The sequence below is a fragment of the Citrobacter amalonaticus genome, from assembly GCF_001559075.2.
Classification (GTDB): Bacteria; Pseudomonadota; Gammaproteobacteria; order Enterobacterales; family Enterobacteriaceae; genus Citrobacter_A; species Citrobacter_A amalonaticus_F.
Map to the genome: position 1 here is coordinate 2,730,490 of NZ_CP014015.2, position 16,166 is coordinate 2,746,655.

The 16,166-nt window shown below is 54.9% G+C and carries 15 protein-coding genes; 9 read left to right on the forward strand and 6 right to left on the reverse strand.

Features of this window, described 5'->3' with window-relative positions:
* Positions 1–247 precede the first annotated feature (247 nt).
* Positions 248–637: a carnitine metabolism transcriptional regulator CaiF gene (caiF, locus tag AL479_RS13230; RefSeq protein ID WP_061076381.1), complete on the forward strand. Its 390-nt coding sequence runs from the start codon at positions 248–250 to the stop codon at positions 635–637.
* 44 nt (positions 638–681) lie between these two features.
* Here the strand turns inward: caiF and caiE are convergent, their stop codons facing one another.
* The 6 genes from caiE to caiT form a co-directional block, all read right to left on the reverse strand.
* Positions 682–1,278, reverse strand: coding sequence for a carnitine operon protein CaiE (caiE, locus tag AL479_RS13235; RefSeq protein ID WP_061076382.1), 597 nt, complete (start codon positions 1,276–1,278; stop codon positions 682–684).
* 118 nt (positions 1,279–1,396) lie between these two features.
* Complete coding sequence (gene caiD / locus AL479_RS13240) at positions 1,397–2,182, reverse strand: crotonobetainyl-CoA hydratase (protein ID WP_061076383.1); 786 nt, start codon at positions 2,180–2,182, stop codon at positions 1,397–1,399.
* Positions 2,183–2,234: 52 nt separating this feature from the next.
* On the reverse strand, positions 2,235–3,788 hold the full coding sequence (gene caiC, locus AL479_RS13245; RefSeq protein ID WP_061076384.1) for a crotonobetaine/carnitine-CoA ligase: 1,554 nt from the start codon (positions 3,786–3,788) through the stop codon (positions 2,235–2,237).
* Positions 3,789–3,850: 62 nt separating this feature from the next.
* Complete coding sequence (gene caiB, locus AL479_RS13250) at positions 3,851–5,068, reverse strand: L-carnitine CoA-transferase (protein ID WP_061076385.1); 1,218 nt, start codon at positions 5,066–5,068, stop codon at positions 3,851–3,853.
* 144 nt (positions 5,069–5,212) lie between these two features.
* Complete coding sequence (caiA, locus tag AL479_RS13255) at positions 5,213–6,355, reverse strand: crotonobetainyl-CoA dehydrogenase (protein WP_061076386.1); 1,143 nt, start codon at positions 6,353–6,355, stop codon at positions 5,213–5,215.
* Positions 6,356–6,387: 32 nt separating this feature from the next.
* Positions 6,388–7,905: an L-carnitine/gamma-butyrobetaine antiporter gene (gene caiT, locus AL479_RS13260; protein WP_061076387.1), complete on the reverse strand. Its 1,518-nt coding sequence runs from the start codon at positions 7,903–7,905 to the stop codon at positions 6,388–6,390.
* A 478-nt stretch (positions 7,906–8,383) separates the two neighbouring features.
* On the opposite strand from caiT, the gene AL479_RS13265 reads away from it, so the two are divergent.
* The 8 genes from AL479_RS13265 to kefC all read left to right on the forward strand — a co-directional run bounded on the left by AL479_RS13265 (position 8,384) and on the right by kefC (position 16,001).
* Complete coding sequence (locus AL479_RS13265) at positions 8,384–9,157, forward strand: electron transfer flavoprotein FixA (protein WP_061076388.1); 774 nt, start codon at positions 8,384–8,386, stop codon at positions 9,155–9,157.
* Positions 9,158–9,169: 12 nt separating this feature from the next.
* Complete coding sequence (locus AL479_RS13270; protein WP_061076389.1) at positions 9,170–10,111, forward strand: electron transfer flavoprotein subunit alpha/FixB family protein; 942 nt, start codon at positions 9,170–9,172, stop codon at positions 10,109–10,111.
* A gap of 22 nt (positions 10,112–10,133) precedes the next feature.
* On the forward strand, positions 10,134–11,420 hold the full coding sequence (locus tag AL479_RS13275; RefSeq protein WP_061076390.1) for an FAD-dependent oxidoreductase: 1,287 nt from the start codon (positions 10,134–10,136) through the stop codon (positions 11,418–11,420).
* Positions 11,417–11,704 (forward strand): ferredoxin-like protein FixX, encoded by a 288-nt coding sequence (fixX, locus tag AL479_RS13280; RefSeq protein WP_042997977.1) that lies wholly within the window; start codon positions 11,417–11,419, stop codon positions 11,702–11,704. The genes AL479_RS13275 and fixX overlap by 4 nt, the downstream gene beginning before the upstream one ends.
* Positions 11,705–11,844: 140 nt before the next feature.
* Complete coding sequence (locus AL479_RS13285; protein WP_061077977.1) at positions 11,845–13,176, forward strand: MFS transporter; 1,332 nt, start codon at positions 11,845–11,847, stop codon at positions 13,174–13,176.
* Between the two features lie 102 nt (positions 13,177–13,278).
* Positions 13,279–13,512, forward strand: a complete 234-nt coding sequence (locus AL479_RS13290; RefSeq protein ID WP_061076391.1) for a YgdI/YgdR family lipoprotein — start codon at positions 13,279–13,281, stop codon at positions 13,510–13,512.
* Between the two features lie 103 nt (positions 13,513–13,615).
* Positions 13,616–14,146: a glutathione-regulated potassium-efflux system oxidoreductase KefF gene (gene kefF, locus AL479_RS13295; RefSeq protein ID WP_061076392.1), complete on the forward strand. Its 531-nt coding sequence runs from the start codon at positions 13,616–13,618 to the stop codon at positions 14,144–14,146.
* Positions 14,139–16,001 carry a glutathione-regulated potassium-efflux system protein KefC gene (gene kefC / locus AL479_RS13300; RefSeq protein ID WP_061076393.1) on the forward strand — a complete coding sequence of 621 codons (1,863 nt, stop codon included), beginning with the start codon at positions 14,139–14,141 and terminating at the stop codon, positions 15,999–16,001. The genes kefF and kefC overlap by 8 nt, the downstream gene beginning before the upstream one ends.
* The last annotated feature ends 165 nt before the right edge of the window (positions 16,002–16,166 follow it).

The following is a 16,166-nucleotide window of genomic DNA, read 5'->3' on the forward strand; positions in this document are numbered from 1 at the left end:
GCGGCATCATTTGCCCCGCTTTTAAAAACGGCTCCGGAAACGGAGCCGTTTTTTTATGCACTCAGTTCATTCCTGGAGATATATTGCGCAGAGGGACAAATTTGAATGTAACAAGCAAGATTTGGCTCACACAAATGCGCCGCTAAGTTGCTTACTATCATTAAATCCCACAATTTAAATAGGGTCTTGTTTTGTATTTTTACGGACAGGGCATAACAAGATTTTTAATTTGTGAAATGGTGTGCTTATGTGTGAAGAATATGTTGAAAAGCCGCTTTACCTGCTGATCGCCGATTGGGTGATGGCAGAAAAGCGTTGGGTAAGTGCGAAAGAGATTGCGAAGCACTTTAATATGGATCACTGCAAAGCGATCAATACCGTCTCTTATATTCTCGCTGAGGTCGGGGAGATTAATTGCGAGACTAAGACTATCCCTAATCAACTGGAAGGTCGTGGATGTCAGTGTCAGCGCCTGGTCAGAGTGACACACATTGATCCACAGCTGTATGCCCGCCTTGGGCATAGCGCGCAGGAGAAGATGGTCAGCAAATCGCCGCGGATGTCGGCGGTGCCGCCTTCAGAACTAAACCGCGAGCAGAAATGGCAGATGATGCTGTCAAAAAGTATGCGTCGATAAGGTCGGTTTTGCCGGATGGTGCCTTGCGCCGCCATCCGGCATGATTACATGGCCGATTTAGGCTTCACCTCTGTTGTGCCCTTCAGGCGTGGCCGATTTGCTTCAACCGCCGTTAATGGCGATGTTTCCCGTAGCGATGCCCGACAGCGTACGGCGAGATCCTGATATTCCTGCGTATTCAGCCGCTTCCAGTGCAGTTCCTGTTCGCTGACGTCACGAATGACGCGGGCTGGTGTGCCGACCAGCAACTGCCGCGCTGCGCCGGTAAATCCGGCTTTGACGAAACTCATGGCAGCGACAATGCTTTCGTCGCCGATCACCGCACCGTCCATAATCACGCTGTTCATGCCGACCAGAGCGTCCCGACCTATCACGCAGCCGTGCAGGATAGCACCGTGTCCGATGTGCCCATTCTCGCGTACCACCGTGTCCGTATCGCAGTAGCCATGCATGATGCAGCCATCCTGAAGGTTAGAACCGGCTTCAAGGATCAGGCGACCATAGTCACCGCGCAGTGAGGCGAGCGGGCCGACGTATACGCCAGCCCCCACGATCACATCGCCAATCAGTACGGCGCTGGGATGCACATACGCCTCGGGATGGACCACGGGAATTAAGCCTTCAAAGGCGTAGAAACTCATCGACATTCCTCAATTGTTTTTTGCCGGATGGCGGCGTAAACGCCTTATCCGGCCTACAGGACAGCGTATATTTTGCCGGGTGATGGCGTAGGCCTGATAAGCGCAGCGCCATCAGGCATTACCGTCCTTTCCAGACCGGATCGCGTTTTTCAGCAAACGCCAGCGGCCCTTCGAACGCATCTTCGGAGTGCAGTACGGACGGATAGTGCTTCAGCACGCCGCTGCGGATGAAACGATAAGCCTCTTCCACTGGCATTTCACTGGTCGAGCGATAAATCTCTTTCAGCGCGGCGATTGCCAGCGGTGCGCTGTTTACCAGTTGTTGTGCCAGTTCACGCGCGCTGTCCATCAGTTCCTGCTGGCTGACCACGCGATTGACGATCCCCCAGCGCAGCGCTTCTTCTGCATTCATGCGTCTGCCGGTCATGACCATTTCGTTGACGATGGCCGGAGGCAGTATTTTCGGCAGACGCAGAACGCCGCCGCTGTCCGGTACGATCCCGAGTTTGGCTTCAGGTAGCGCAAAGCTGGCGTTATCGGCGCAAACAATAAAGTCTGCTGCCAGCGCCAGTTCAAAGCCACCGCCGAAGGCATAGCCATTGACGGCGGCGATCACCGGTTTGTCGAGATTGAATATTTCGGTCAGGCCGGCGAATCCGCCAGGGCCAAAATCCGCGTCCGGCGCTTCTCCTTCCGCAGCGGCTTTTAAATCCCAGCCAGCGGAGAAGAATTTTTCGCCCGCACCGGTAACGATCGCCACACGCAGTTCGGGATCGTCACGGAAATTAAGAAAAACCTCGCCCATTTGAAAACTGGTTTTGGCATCGATCGCATTTGCTTTTGGCCGATCCAACATAATTTCCAGAATCGATCCGTTGCGGGTTAAATGTAAAGATTCACTCATGGTTCATCTCCAAAAATAGGATGTCTGGCAGGGGCTATTCCTGCCTGTAGGGTTATTTCAGATTTTTTTTGATTATTTTTCCTGAACAATTTCGGGGCAGGTCAGTTCTAATCTCCATAATTGAAGGGACTTTAAATTTCGCCATATTTTTTTCGCAGAAGCTGAAAAACTCTTCTTCACTGAGCGTTTCACCTTCGTTGAGTACCACAAAGGCTTTTATCGCTTCGTCACGGATCGAATCTTTAATTCCGATAACGACGATGTCCTGAATTTTGGGGTGCGCCGAAATAATATTTTCCAGTTCCACGCAAGAGACGTTTTCTCCTCCGCGCTTAATCATGTTGCAGCGGCGATCGACAAAATAGAAAAAACCGTCTTCGTCGCGATAACCGGAATCACCGGTATGCAGCCAGCCGGTCGGCTCGAGCGCTTTGGCGGTGGCATCCGGCCTGCCGTAGTACTCTTTGAAAATCGTTTTACCCGGCACGCCCTTGATGCAGATTTCCCCAATTTCACCGGCGGGCAGCGCACGGTTTTGCTCATCGCGAATTTCCGCTTCGTAGCAAAAGCCGGGGCGTCCAATGGATGGCCAGCGTCGCTTATCACCGGGGCGATCGCCGATGATGCCGACAATGGTTTCCGTCATGCCGTAAGAGGTCAGCAAACGCACGCCGAAGCGTTCAAGAAACGCATCTTTTTCCTGCACTGACAGGTTGAGGTAATACATCACTTCCCGTAAGCAGTGCTCTCTGTCCAGCGGTGAGACGGGTTGAACCATCAGCGTTCTGATCATCATCGGGATGCATTCCGTGACGGTTGCGCGGTATTTACGCACTTGCCCCCAGAAAGCGCGGGCGCTGTACTTCTCTATCAGCACAAAGGTTGCGCCCGCCGAGAAGGCGGCCATGGCGGCAGTGCACTGGCAGTCGATGTGAAACGCAGGCATGACCGTCAGGTAAACGTCGTCATCACGCAGGGCGCATTGCCACGACGAGTAGTAGCCGGCAAAACGCAGATTGTAATGGGTGATCACCACCCCTTTGGGGCGGGAGGTGGTGCCGGAGGTGAACAGGATCTCAGCCATGTCGTCCGTGGACAACGCAGGGGCATAACGCAATGTCGTCGGCTGTTGGTCCTTTAACGGCGCGAAATGGCTTACGTCGTCAGCCACCGGCAACGTGTCACCAATCAGACAGATATGGTTAAGCTGCGTCGCGTTTTCCTGTTGGATCTGGCGATACATCGGATAAAAAGCGGTACTGGTTACCAGCAACTGAACGTCGCTGTTTTGCAGGATCCATGCGCTTTCGTCGCGCAGAAGACGGGCATTGATCGGCACCATGACCGCACCTATTTTTGCCAGCCCAAACCAGCAGAAGAAAAACTCCGGGCAGTTATCCAGATGCAGGGCGACCTTATCACCTTTGCGGATCCCCAACATGTGGAAAAGGTTTGCTGTCCGATTGATTTCCTCGTTAAGCGAGGTATAGCTGTACTGGCGCACGATCCCTTCGCTGGATTCACAAATCAGCGCCGTTTTACTGCCATAAACTTCGGCCAGATCGTCCCACATCTGACGTAAGTGTTGTCCGCCAACGATATCCATTGCACTCCTGTCCATCTTCACAGGCGTTGCGCTAACCAGACGAGCCGGTCAGCGCGTCGCGTCTAGTTCTCAACTTTGGCCAGACCTTTACTGACCAGTTCCTTAATGTCTGCGTCGTTGTAACCGATATTTTTCAGAATGGCGGCGGTATCCATGCCGTGCGACGGCATGCCACGCCAGATTTTCCCCGGGTTGTTTTTGAATTTCGGCATGATGTTTGGCCCTTTACAGGTGCGGCCATCCATCGTTTGCCACTGGGTAATGGATTCGCGGGCAACGTACTGCGGATTGCCTTCCAGTTCCGGAATGGTCAGCACTTTGGCGCAGGCGATATTCAGCTCGGCGAAACGCGCCTGTACTTCCTCTATGGTATGTGCGCCCAGCCACGCATCCAGTTTCTCTTCGACCAGCGGTCCATACGGACACTCGACGCGGTGAATCAGCTGAGTTCCTTCCGGCACTTCCGGCGTACCGAGAATGTGGGCCAGGCCGATGTCTTTAAAGCATTCGGTGACCTGCGTAATCCCGACCAGCTCCATCACGATGTAACCGTCGGCGCATTTATACAGCCCGCAACCGGCGTAGTAGGGATCTTTACCTTTGGTCATGCGCGGGCAAATTTCGCCGCCGTTGAAGTAATCCATCATGAAGTACTGACCCATGCGCAGCATCACTTCGTACATCGCAACATCGATGCTTTCGCCTTTGCCGGTTTCCCGCACCTTATACAATGCCGCCAGCGCGGCGGTGGTGGCCGTCATGCCGGAAAAGTAGTCGGCGGTGTACGGGAAGGCGGGCATCGGCTGGTCGACGTCGCCGTTTTGGATCAGATAGCCGCTGAAGGCCTGAGCGATGGTGTTATAGGCCGGAAGGTTGGTGTACTCCTCGGTACCGTACTGGCCGAAGCCGGACAGGTGAGCGATAACCAGTTTCGGGTTATGTTGCCACAGGACGTCATCGGTGATTCCACGGCGGGCAAACGCCGGACCTTTACTGGCTTCAATGAAGATATCGGTGGTTTCCATCAGTTTCAGAAACGCTTCCCGCCCTTCATCTTTGAAAATATTCAGCGAGAGCGCGTGCAAATTACGCCGCGACAGCTGCGGATAGTTCGGCTGAACGCGGATGGTATCGGCCCAGGCGACGTTCTCAATCCAGATCACTTCTGCGCCCCACTCGGCAAACATCTGCCCGGCGAATGGTCCGGCGATTTCGATCCCGGAGAAGACAACCCGCAGTCCGGCAAGCGGCCCAAAAGCAGGCATGGGTAGACGATCCATAAAAGACTCCTGATAAATTTGTAGGCCTGATAAGACGCAAGGCGTCGCCATCAGGCAATCGGCGCCGGATGGCGGCGTAAACGCCTTATCCGGCCTACAAAGCATTGGCCCGGTAAGCACAGCGCTACCGGGCATGTCGCCGTCTTAACGGTATTGTTTCAACACGGCGCGACCGAGCGTCAGGATCTGCATTTCATCAGAGCCGCCGGACACGCGGTCAACGCGCAGGTCACGCCAGAAACGGGTGATGCGGTGGTTGCCCGCAATCCCTACGCCGCCAAGGACCTGCATGGAGGTGTCCACCACGTCAAACGCCGCATTGGCGCAGAAGTATTTACACATCGCGGCATCACCCGAGGTGATGGTGCCGTTGTCGGCTTTCCACGCGGCTTCCAGCAGCATGTTTTTCATGGAGTTTAATTTGATCGCCATATGGGCGAACTTCTCCTGGATCAGTTGGAAACGACCGATCGTTTCACCAAACTGCACGCGCTGGTTGGCGTAGCGCGCTGCATCTTCAAAGGCGCACATTGCTGTACCGTAGTTGGTGAGGGCTACCAGGAAACGTTCGTGGTCGAACTCTTCTTTTACGCGGTTAAAGCCGTTACCTTCCCGACCGAACATGTCTTTTTCGTCCAGCTCGACATCGTCAAAGTTGATTTCACAGCAGCTGTCCATGCGCAAACCCAACTTCTCAAGTTTGTTGACCTTGATGCCGGGTTTGCTCATGTCGACAAACCATTCGGTATAGATAGGTTTATCCGGGGAAGCGCCGTCTCTTGCCATAACCACGATATAAGGGGTGTAGGCGCTACTGGTGATAAAACACTTACTACCATTAAGATAAACCTTACCATTTTTGCGGGTATAAGTGGTTTTCAGACTGCCAACATCCGATCCCGCTCCCGGTTCGGTGATGGCGGAGTTCCACATTTGTTTCCCGGTTCCCTGGAACGCCATGATTTTATCGATCTGCTCCTGGGTACCTTCGCGCAGGAAGGTATTAAAACCGCCCGGCAACTGATACAGCACGTAGGTGGGCGCACCGAGGCGTCCCAGTTCCATCCAGACGGCAGCGACGGTGACGAATCCGGCTTCCAGGCCGCCATGTTCTTCCGGGATCAGCAGGCTATCGATGCCCATGTCCGCCAGCGCTTTCACGAAACGCTCCGGATACACGCTGTCGCGATCGCACTCGGCAAAATAGGCTTCCCAGTTCTCACTGGCCATCAGTTCACGAATACCGGCGACAAACAGTTCCTGCTCATCATTGAAATTGAAATCCATCTTCTAACCTCTATGTCATGGGGTAATTAGGTTTATTTATCTTTCCAGTGCACTTTGGCGTCTTTGATAAAGGAGAGCGTCACCATAATGTTGACGAAGAACAGCGGGCAGCCCCCGGCGATAATCGCGGTTTGTATTGGCTTCAGGCCGCCGAGCGCCAGCAGCACGATGCCAATCACGCCGACCAGCACCGACCAGCCGATACGCACCAGCAGCGGCGGCTCTTCGCCATCGCGCACTTCACGACAGGTCGACATTGCCAGGGTGTAAGAGCAGGCGTTGATCAGCGTGACGGTGGCAATGAAACAGAGAATAAAGAATCCCCACATCGTAGCGGTGCTGAGCGGCAGAGCGGCCCAGGTTTCGATAATCGCGCGCGGCACGCCGTGATCGGCAATCAGTTGTGGGATGTTGATGATGTTTTTATCCATCAGCAGCAGGGTGTTGCTGCCCAGTACCGTCCACAGGATCCAGGTGGAGGCCGTCAGGCCCAGCACCATGCCAAAGCACAGTTCACGCACGGTACGACCGCGAGAGATACGCGCCAGGAAGATGCTCATCTGGATGGCGTAAATCACCCACCACGCCCAGTAGAAGACGGTCCAGCCCTGCGGGAAACCGCCTTTGGCGATCGGGTCGGTGTAGAACAGCATGCGCGGCAGATACATCAGCAGCGTCCCGACGGAGTCGGTGAAATAGTTCATGATGAAGCTGGCGCCGCTGACGATGAACACCCAGCCGAGCATCAGGAAGCTCAGATAGCTGCGCACGTCACTGGCGATCCTGACCCCTTTTTGCAGGCCGCAGGCCACGCAAATAGCGTTCAGAATGATCCAGCAGGTAATGATGATCGCATCCAGTTGTAGCGTATGCGGGATACCAAACAGGTACTGCATACATTCGGTGACCAGCGGCGTCGCCAGCCCAAGGCTGGTGCCCATCGCGAAGATCAGTGCGACCAGATAGAAGTTATCGATGATGGTGCCGAACAGCCCTTTGGCGTGTTTTTCGCCGACCAGCGGCACCAGCGTGGAGCTGGGACGAATGACGTCCATCTTGCGTACAAAGAAGAAGTAGGCGAAGGCCACGGAGAGGAAGCTATAGGTCGCCCACGGCAGCGGCCCCCAGTGGAACAGGCTGTAAGCAAGGCCAATCTCTTTCGCCCCGGTGGAGTTAGGTTCGAGGCCAAACGGCGGTGTGGAGATGTAGTAGTAAATCTCTATCGATCCCCAGAACAGCACGGCGGCAGAGGTACAGGAGGCGAACATCATGAAGATCCAGCTGGCGGTGCTGAACTCCGGTTTCTCGTCACCTAATTTCTTTTTCGCGTAGGGACCAAACACCAGCCAGAACCAGCCGATGAGCATAATGACCATATACCACTCAAATGCCCATCCCCAGACATTGGTGACATAACTGAAGACGGCATTAATAACGACGTTTGCGGCATCGAGATCGCGTACCGTTAGCCAGCAAAGTATTCCGACTATTATTAGCGGCGGGAAAAAAACCTTTGGCTCAATTCCAGTCTTTCTCTTTTCATTTTTCATGAGTGAATTCCAGGTTGAAAACGAAATTTATTTAGCGTTCCCGTTTGTTTTATTTTTGTTTATTTTTATTAAATATTTGTTGATACCCGTTTAACCTCAGGACGCGTTGGCGAGTAACTCATAATGGGTATTCGTTTTGCGGCATTCTGTAATCTTTGTCACACTTTTTGTTTGGGGCGATTTGGTGCTGATTATCTTTAAAATGTATTGTAAATCATTGTGTTATGTTTGAGTTTGATGGGTTTTTCACCGTTTGGCGTTCAATATTGGTGATCTGCCAGGCAATATTGAAAATATTTCTTTTTGACGCCGGGTTTCAATATTGGTGAGGTGCTTAACAATATTGAAAGTTGCGAATATCAGTGTGTGACATTTTCAATATTGGTGATTATGGTTTTATTTCCGAATTAAAGAGCGTGATATCTGTATTTAACACCGCCGATATAAATACGTTTCCTTCATGATTTCTGGAGATGCAATGAAGATAATTACTTGCTACAAGTGCGTACCCGATGAACAGGATATTGTCGTCAATCACGCAGATGGTTCATTAGATTTCAGCAAAGCAGATGGCAAAATCAGCCAGTACGATCTGAATGCGATTGAAGCCGCCTGCCAGTTGAAACAGCAGGCCAGCGACGCGCAGGTGGTTGCCCTGAGCGTGGGCGGCAAGGCGTTAACCAACGCGAAAGGGCGTAAGGATGTCCTCTCCCGCGGCCCGGACGAACTGGTCGTCGTCATTGACGATCGGTTCGAGCAGGCACTGCCACAACAGACTGCCGCAGCGCTGGCCGCTGCCGCGCAAAAGTCGGGTTTTGACCTGATTCTCTGCGGCGACGGCTCCTCCGATCTCTACGCTCAGCAGGTCAGCCTGCTGGTAGGCGAAACGCTGAACATTCCCGCCATCAACGGCGTGAGTAAAATCCTCTCTCTGACGGAAAGTACGCTGACCGTTGAACGTGAACTGGAAGATGAAATTGAAACGCTGAGCATTCCGCTTCCGGCGGTCGTGGCCGTTTCCACTGACATTAACTCCCCACAAATTCCGTCGATGAAAGCCATTCTGGGGGCGGCGAAAAAACCGGTTCAGGTCTGGTCAGCGGCGGACATTGGCTTTAGCGCCGGGGAAGCCTGGTCCACGCAAACGGTGGCCGCACCGAAACAACGTGAGCGCCAGCGCATGGTGATTGAAGGCGATGGTGAAGATCAGATCGCTGCGTTTGCCGATAGTCTGCGCAAAATTATTAATTAAGAAGGGGATGTTATGAGCAAGTTTTCCAGCGTCTGGGTATTCAGCGATACCGCGTCTCGCCTGCCGGAACTGATGAGCGGCGCGCAGATTTTAGGTGAACAGGTTAACGCATTTGTACAAAGCGCCGATGAGGCGACCACGGCCATTCAGTTGGGCGCACATCACGTCTGGCAACTGAGCGGCAAGCCGGACGATCGCATGGTGGAAGATTATGCGGACGTCATGGCGCAGACCGTTCGTCAACAGGGCGATTCTGGCCTGGTGCTGCTGCCCAACACCCGTCGCGGCAAACTGCTGGCGGCAAAACTGGGTTATCGCCTCGCGGCGGCGGTTTCTAACGATGCCAGCGCCGTGACGCAGCAGGATGGCCGGGCGACGGTCAAACACATGGTGTATGGCGGTCTGGCGATAGGCGAAGAAACGCTCTCCACGCCGTTTGCGGTACTGACGCTCAGTAGCGGTACTTTTGAGGCGCAACAGCCGGATGCGACTCGCAGCGGCGAGACGCACAGCGTAGCCTGGCAGGCGCCGGCCATTACCGTCACGCGCACCGCGACGCAGCCACGTCAGAGTAACAGCGTCGATCTCGACAAAGCCCGGCTGGTGGTCAGCGTGGGACGCGGTATCGGCAGCAAAGAGAACATCTCACTGGCGCAAGCGCTGTGTCAGGCCATTGGCGCGGAACTGGCCTGCTCGCGTCCGGTCGCCGAAAACGAGAAGTGGATGGAGCATGAGCGCTATGTCGGGATCTCGAATCTGATGCTCAAGCCGGAACTGTACCTGGCGGTGGGGATCTCCGGGCAGATCCAGCACATGGTCGGGGCGAACGGCGCGCAGACTATTTTTGCCATCAACAAAGACAAAAATGCGCCGATCTTTCAGTACGCGGATTACGGCATTGTCGGCGATGCGCTGAAGATCCTGCCCGCGCTGACGACCGCACTGGCACGCTAACCCATTCAGGCAGGGAGTACGTATGTCCGAAGATATCTTTGATGCCATCATCGTGGGCGCGGGGCTTGCCGGTTCTGTCGCGGCCCTGGTGCTCGCCCGCGAAGGGGCTCAGGTGTTGGTTATCGAGCGCGGAAATTCCGCTGGCGCGAAGAATGTCACCGGTGGGCGTATATACGCCCACAGTCTGGAGCGCATTATTCCAGGCTTTGCTAAGCAGGCCCCTGTTGAACGGGTCATTACTCACGAAAAACTCGCCTTTATGACCGATAACGGGGCGATGACCGTGGACTATCTCAACGGTGAAAAGGCGGGCCCGTCGCAGGTCTCTTATTCGGTGTTGCGCAGTAAATTTGACGCCTGGCTGATGGAGCAGGCGGAAGAGGCCGGCGCGCAGTTAATCACCGGGATCCGCGTGGATAATGTCGTGCAGCGTGATGGCAAAGTCATTGGCGTGGAAGCGGATGGCGACGTCATCGAATCGAGAGTGGTGATCCTCGCCGATGGCGTCAACTCCCTGCTGGCGGAAAAGCTCGGGATGGCGAAACGCGTTGAAGCCGCGCACGTGGCGGTCGGCGTGAAAGAGCTGATCGAATTGCCGAAGTCGGTGATTGAAGATCGCTTCCAGTTGCAGGGTAACGAAGGGGCGGCCTGTCTGTTCGCTGGATCACCTACGGATGGTCTGATGGGCGGTGGCTTCCTGTATACCAATGAAAATACCCTGTCACTGGGGCTGGTATGCGGGCTTCATCATCTGCAAGAGGCGAAAAAATCGGTCCCGCAAATGCTGGAAGATTTCAAACAGCATCCGGCCGTTGCCCCGCTGATCGCGGGCGGCAAACTGGTGGAATACGCGGCGCACGTGGTGCCGGAGGCCGGGATGAACATGCAGCCTGAGCTGGTGGGCGACGGCGTGCTGATTGCTGGCGACGCGGCGGGCATGTGTATGAATCTCGGCTTCACGATTCGCGGGATGGATCTCGCGGTGGCAGCAGGTGAAGCGGCGGCGAAAACGGTGCTTTCTGCCATGCAAAGCAATGACTTTAGCCGTCAGGGACTGGCGGAATATCGTCAGCATCTCGACAACGGCCCGATGCGTGATATGCGCATGTATCAGCGGCTGCCCGCGTTCCTCGATAACCCACGCATGTTTACCCGTTATCCGGAAATGGTCGTCGGTATCGCACGCGACCTCTTTACCGTCGATGGCAGCGCGCCGGTGCCGATGCGTAAGAAGATCCTGCGCCATGCGAAGAAGGTGGGCTTCATCAACCTGATGAAGGATGGCATTAAAGGAGTGACCGTATTATGACTTCTCCCGTCAACGTAGACGTCAAGCTGGGCGTCAACAAATTCAATGTCGATGAAGAGCATCCGCACATCATCATGAAGACAGCACCGGACAAACAGGTGCTGGAGGTGTTGATCAAAGCCTGTCCTGCCGGGTTATACAAAAAGCAGGATGATGGCAGCGTGCGCTTTGATTATGCCGGATGTCTGGAGTGCGGAACGTGTCGAATTCTCGGACTTGATACGGCGCTGGAAAAATGGGAGTACCCGCGCGGCACCTTCGGCGTGGAGTTTCGTTACGGTTAATGAGTACAGGTTATACGCTCCACTGCCGGATGGCGGCGAAAACGCCTTATCCGGCCTACGGGGGATAAGTAGGCCTGATAAGCGCATCGCCATCAGGCAGTTAAGCACTAATGCCGAATGTCGGCAAACAGGACATTGCCATGCAACAGCCCAGGAACTTTGATGACATCCAGTTCTCCTCTATTCACCGCAGGATCATGCTGTGGGGAAGCGGTGGACCGTTTCTGGACGGGTATGTGCTGGTGATGATTGGCGTCGCGCTGGAACAGCTCACGCCTGCGCTGAAGCTGGATGCCGACTGGATTGGCCTGCTGGGCGCAGGAACGCTGGCCGGGCTGTTTGTCGGCACTTCGCTGTTTGGCTATATCTCGGACAAGGTGGGGCGGCGCAAAATGTTCCTCATCGATATCATCGCTATTGGGGTGATATCGGTGGCCACCATGTTTGTCTCCTCTCCGCTTGAGCTGCTGGTGATGCGGGTGCTGATTGGCGTGGTGATTGGCGCGGATTATCCCATTGCTACCTCGATGATTACCGAGTTTTCCAGTACTCGCCAACGCGCCTTCTCGATCAGTTTTATTGCGGCGATGTGGTACGTCGGCGCGACCTGTGCCGATCTGGTTGGTTACTGGTTGTATGACGTCGAGGGCGGCTGGCGCTGGATGCTGGGCAGCGCGGCGATCCCTTGCCTGCTGATCCTGATCGGCCGCTTCGATCTGCCCGAGTCCCCACGCTGGCTGTTGCGTAAAGGCCGGGTCAAAGAGTGCGAAGCGATGATGATCAAACTGTTCGGCGAGCCGGTGGCGTTCGATGAAGACACGGCGCAGGAGACGCGCTTTTTGCAGTTGTTTAATCGTCGTCACTTTCCGTTCGTGCTGTTTGTCGCTGCGATCTGGACTTGTCAGGTGATCCCGATGTTTGCCATTTACACCTTTGGTCCGCAGATCGTCGGCCTGTTGGGACTGGGCGCCGGGAAGAGCGCAGCGCTGGGAAATGTGGTGATCAGCCTGTTCTTTATGTTGGGCTGTATTCCGCCAATGTTCTGGCTGAACAGCGCGGGGCGGAGGCCGCTGCTGATTGGCAGCTTCGTGATGATGACGCTGGCGCTGGCGGTGCTGGGGCTGATCCCGGAAATGGGGATCTGGCTGGTGGTGACGGCATTCGCGGTGTACGCCTTTTTCTCCGGTGGGCCGGGGAATTTACAATGGCTCTATCCCAATGAACTGTTCCCGACCGACATCCGCGCCTCCGCGGTGGGGGTCATCATGTCGTTGAGCCGTGTTGGTACCATCCTCTCCACCTGGGCGCTGCCTATTTTCATCACTAAATATGGCATTAGTCAGGTGATGCTGATGGGGGCGGGGATCTCGTTGGTCGGGCTGCTGGTCTCCATTGCCTTCGCGCCAGAAACGCGCGGTCTGACGCTTGCCCAGACCAGTACAATGACGATTCGCAGGAAACCGTTATGTTAAGGTGAGCCTTCAGAGTGTTCTGTATTTGCCCTCAACCTCAGTCAGCGCGTCTACAGTTAATGGGTATATCACTGAAAATGACTGAAAAGCAGGGAGAACACCATGCAAAAGAAACTATTAATCGCTTCCATTTTTGCCGCAGCAACCGTCTTCACTCTCGCCGGCTGCTCCTCGAACCAGGCTGTGCGTACGACCGATGGCCGAACCATTGTCACCGACGGTAAACCGCAGGTGGATGATGACACGGGCCTGGTCTCCTACAAAAATGCAGAAACGGGTCAGACGGAGCAAATTAACCGCGATCAGGTGAAAAATATGAGCGAGCTGGATAACTAGTTCAATTTTCCCCATTCATCCGCTCAATAATATTCACTATTAGCCTGTTGGTTTACTGACTACACTCTCTTATAAAACAGAGTGGTAAAATAACAGGCTAATCATGATTCTCATCATTTATGCGCATCCTTATCCGCAGCATTCGCATGCGAATAAACGGATGCTTGAGCAGGCAAGGACGCTGGAAGGCGTCGAAGTGCGTTCGCTCTATGAACTCTATCCTGACTTCAATATCGATATTGCCGCGGAACAAGAGGCGCTTTCTCGCGCTGACCTGATCGTCTGGCAGCATCCTATGCAGTGGTACAGCGTTCCCCCCTTACTCAAACTGTGGATGGATAAAGTGCTTTCCCACGGCTGGGCCTATGGTCACGGCGGGACCGCGCTGCGCGGTAAGCAGCTCATGTGGGCGGTGACCACCGGCGGCGGCGATACTCACTTCGATATCGGATCGCACCCGGGTTTTGACGTACTCTCACAGCCGCTCCAGGCGACGGCGATCTACTGCGGACTCAACTGGCTTGTGCCGTTTGCGATGCATTGTACGTTTATCTGTGACGATGAAACGCTGCAGGCGCAGGCGCGTCATTACAAGCAACGACTGATGGAATGGCAGGAGGCGCACAATGGATAGCCATACGCTCATACAGGCGCTGATTTATCTTGGGTCGGCGGCGCTGATCGTGCCGATTGCCGTCCGGTTGGGCTTAGGCTCGGTGCTGGGCTATCTCATTGCGGGTTGCATCATCGGCCCCTGGGGTTTACGTCTGGTGACCGATGCCGAATCTATTCTGCACTTTGCTGAAATCGGCGTGGTGCTGATGCTGTTCGTCATTGGCCTGGAACTCGATCCCCAGCGGCTATGGAAACTACGCGCCTCGGTGTTTGGCGGCGGCGCGCTACAGATGGTGGTCTGCGGCGGCCTGATTGGTCTGTTTTGTATGTTCCTCGGCCTGCGCTGGCAGGTGGCGGAACTGATTGGTATGACGCTGGCGCTCTCCTCCACGGCGATAGCCATGCAGGCGATGAATGAGCGCAACCTGACCGTTTCGCAGATGGGACGCAGCGCTTTTGCCGTGCTGCTGTTCCAGGACATCGCAGCGATTCCGCTGGTGGCAATGATTCCGTTACTGGCGACCAGCGGGGCGTCAACCACGCTTGGGGCATTCGCGCTGTCGGCGCTGAAGGTGGCTGGTGCGTTAGTCCTGGTGGTACTGCTGGGGCGCTATGTGACCCGCCCGGCGCTACGTTTCGTTGCGCGTTCTGGCCTGCGCGAAGTATTCAGCGCCGTGGCGCTGTTTCTGGTCTTTGGCTTCGGGCTGTTGCTTGAAGAAGTCGGATTGTCGATGGCGATGGGGGCGTTCCTGGCTGGCGTATTGCTGGCAAGCTCTGAGTATCGTCACGCGCTGGAAAGCGACATCGAACCGTTCAAAGGGCTGCTGTTGGGGCTGTTTTTCATCGGCGTCGGTATGTCTATCGACTTCGGGACGCTTATCGATAATCCGCTTCGTATCATCATTCTGCTGGTCGGTTTCCTGGTGATTAAAACCGGGATGCTGTGGCTGATTGCCCGTCCTTTACAGGTGCCGAATAAACAGCGTCGCTGGTTTGCGGTACTGCTCGGGCAGGGTAGTGAGTTTGCGTTTGTCGTCTTTGGCGCGGCGCAGATGGCGAACGTGCTCGATCCGCAATGGGCGAAGGCGCTGACGCTGGCGGTGGCGCTGTCGATGGCGGCGACGCCGATTTTCCTGGTCATCCTCACGCGAATGGAGAAATCGGCCACCGGTGAAGAGCGGGAAGCCGATGAAATTGATGAAGAACAGCCGCGGGTGATTATTGCCGGATTTGGACGCTTCGGGCAGATCACCGGTCGTTTACTGCTCTCCAGCGGTGTGAAGATGGTCGTTCTCGATCACGATCCGGACCACATCGAGACGCTGCGTAAATTTGGCATGAAGGTGTTCTACGGTGATGCGACGCGGATGGATCTACTGGAGTCTGCCGGGGCGGCGAAAGCGGAAGTGCTGATCAACGCCATTGACGATCCGCAAACCAGCCTGGAGCTGACGGAGATGGTAAAAGACCATTTCCCGAACCTGCAAATTATTGCCCGGGCACGCGATGTCGATCACTACATTCGGTTGCGCCAGGCGGGCGTGGAGCAACCGGAACGTGAAACGTTTGAAGGCGCGCTCAAAACCGGGCGTCTGGCGCTGGAAAGTCTCGGGCTTGGCCGCTATGAAGCGCGTGAACGCGCGGACCTGTTCCGTCGCTTTAATACGCAAATGGTAGAAGAGATGGCGAAGGGCGAGGACGACGCCACCTCCAGGGCGGCAGTCTACAAACGTACCAGCGCGATGCTGAGCGAAATCATCACCGAGGATCGCGAACATCTGTCGTTAATTCAGCGTCATGGCTGGCAGGGGACTGACGAAGGCAAACACACGGGAGACGTTGCTGATGAGCCAGAAGTCAAACCGTCAACCTAAGTCAAAAATGTGATGTACTGCAAACTTTACTGTTAACCAATTGTTTTTGAACTACTGTAATGCCGGGAGTCCACTGACAAGTCGTGGACTCGCCAGCAGATCGGAAAATTTTCGTGCTCTTCTTCTGTTCGTTAGTCGACGAAAGATTGCTCTTTCCGTATAGTG

Excerpts from the sequence above, each read along its gene's own strand:
- caiF (WP_061076381.1), top strand. The coding sequence starts at position 248 with ATGTGTGAAGAATATGTTGAAAAGCCGCTTTACCTGCTGATCGCCGAT.
- caiE (WP_061076382.1), bottom strand. The coding sequence starts at position 1,278 with ATGAGTTTCTACGCCTTTGAAGGCTTAATTCCCGTGGTCCATCCCGAG.
- caiD (WP_061076383.1), bottom strand. The coding sequence starts at position 2,182 with ATGAGTGAATCTTTACATTTAACCCGCAACGGATCGATTCTGGAAATT.
- caiC (WP_061076384.1), bottom strand. The coding sequence starts at position 3,788 with ATGGATATCGTTGGCGGACAACACTTACGTCAGATGTGGGACGATCTG.
- caiB (WP_061076385.1), bottom strand. The coding sequence starts at position 5,068 with ATGGATCGTCTACCCATGCCTGCTTTTGGGCCGCTTGCCGGACTGCGG.
- caiA (WP_061076386.1), bottom strand. The coding sequence starts at position 6,355 with ATGGATTTCAATTTCAATGATGAGCAGGAACTGTTTGTCGCCGGTATT.
- caiT (WP_061076387.1), bottom strand. The coding sequence starts at position 7,905 with ATGAAAAATGAAAAGAGAAAGACTGGAATTGAGCCAAAGGTTTTTTTC.
- AL479_RS13265 (WP_061076388.1), top strand. The coding sequence starts at position 8,384 with ATGAAGATAATTACTTGCTACAAGTGCGTACCCGATGAACAGGATATT.
- AL479_RS13270 (WP_061076389.1), top strand. The coding sequence starts at position 9,170 with ATGAGCAAGTTTTCCAGCGTCTGGGTATTCAGCGATACCGCGTCTCGC.
- AL479_RS13275 (WP_061076390.1), top strand. The coding sequence starts at position 10,134 with ATGTCCGAAGATATCTTTGATGCCATCATCGTGGGCGCGGGGCTTGCC.
- fixX (WP_042997977.1), top strand. The coding sequence starts at position 11,417 with ATGACTTCTCCCGTCAACGTAGACGTCAAGCTGGGCGTCAACAAATTC.
- AL479_RS13285 (WP_061077977.1), top strand. The coding sequence starts at position 11,845 with ATGCAACAGCCCAGGAACTTTGATGACATCCAGTTCTCCTCTATTCAC.
- AL479_RS13290 (WP_061076391.1), top strand. The coding sequence starts at position 13,279 with ATGCAAAAGAAACTATTAATCGCTTCCATTTTTGCCGCAGCAACCGTC.
- kefF (WP_061076392.1), top strand. The coding sequence starts at position 13,616 with ATGATTCTCATCATTTATGCGCATCCTTATCCGCAGCATTCGCATGCG.
- kefC (WP_061076393.1), top strand. The coding sequence starts at position 14,139 with ATGGATAGCCATACGCTCATACAGGCGCTGATTTATCTTGGGTCGGCG.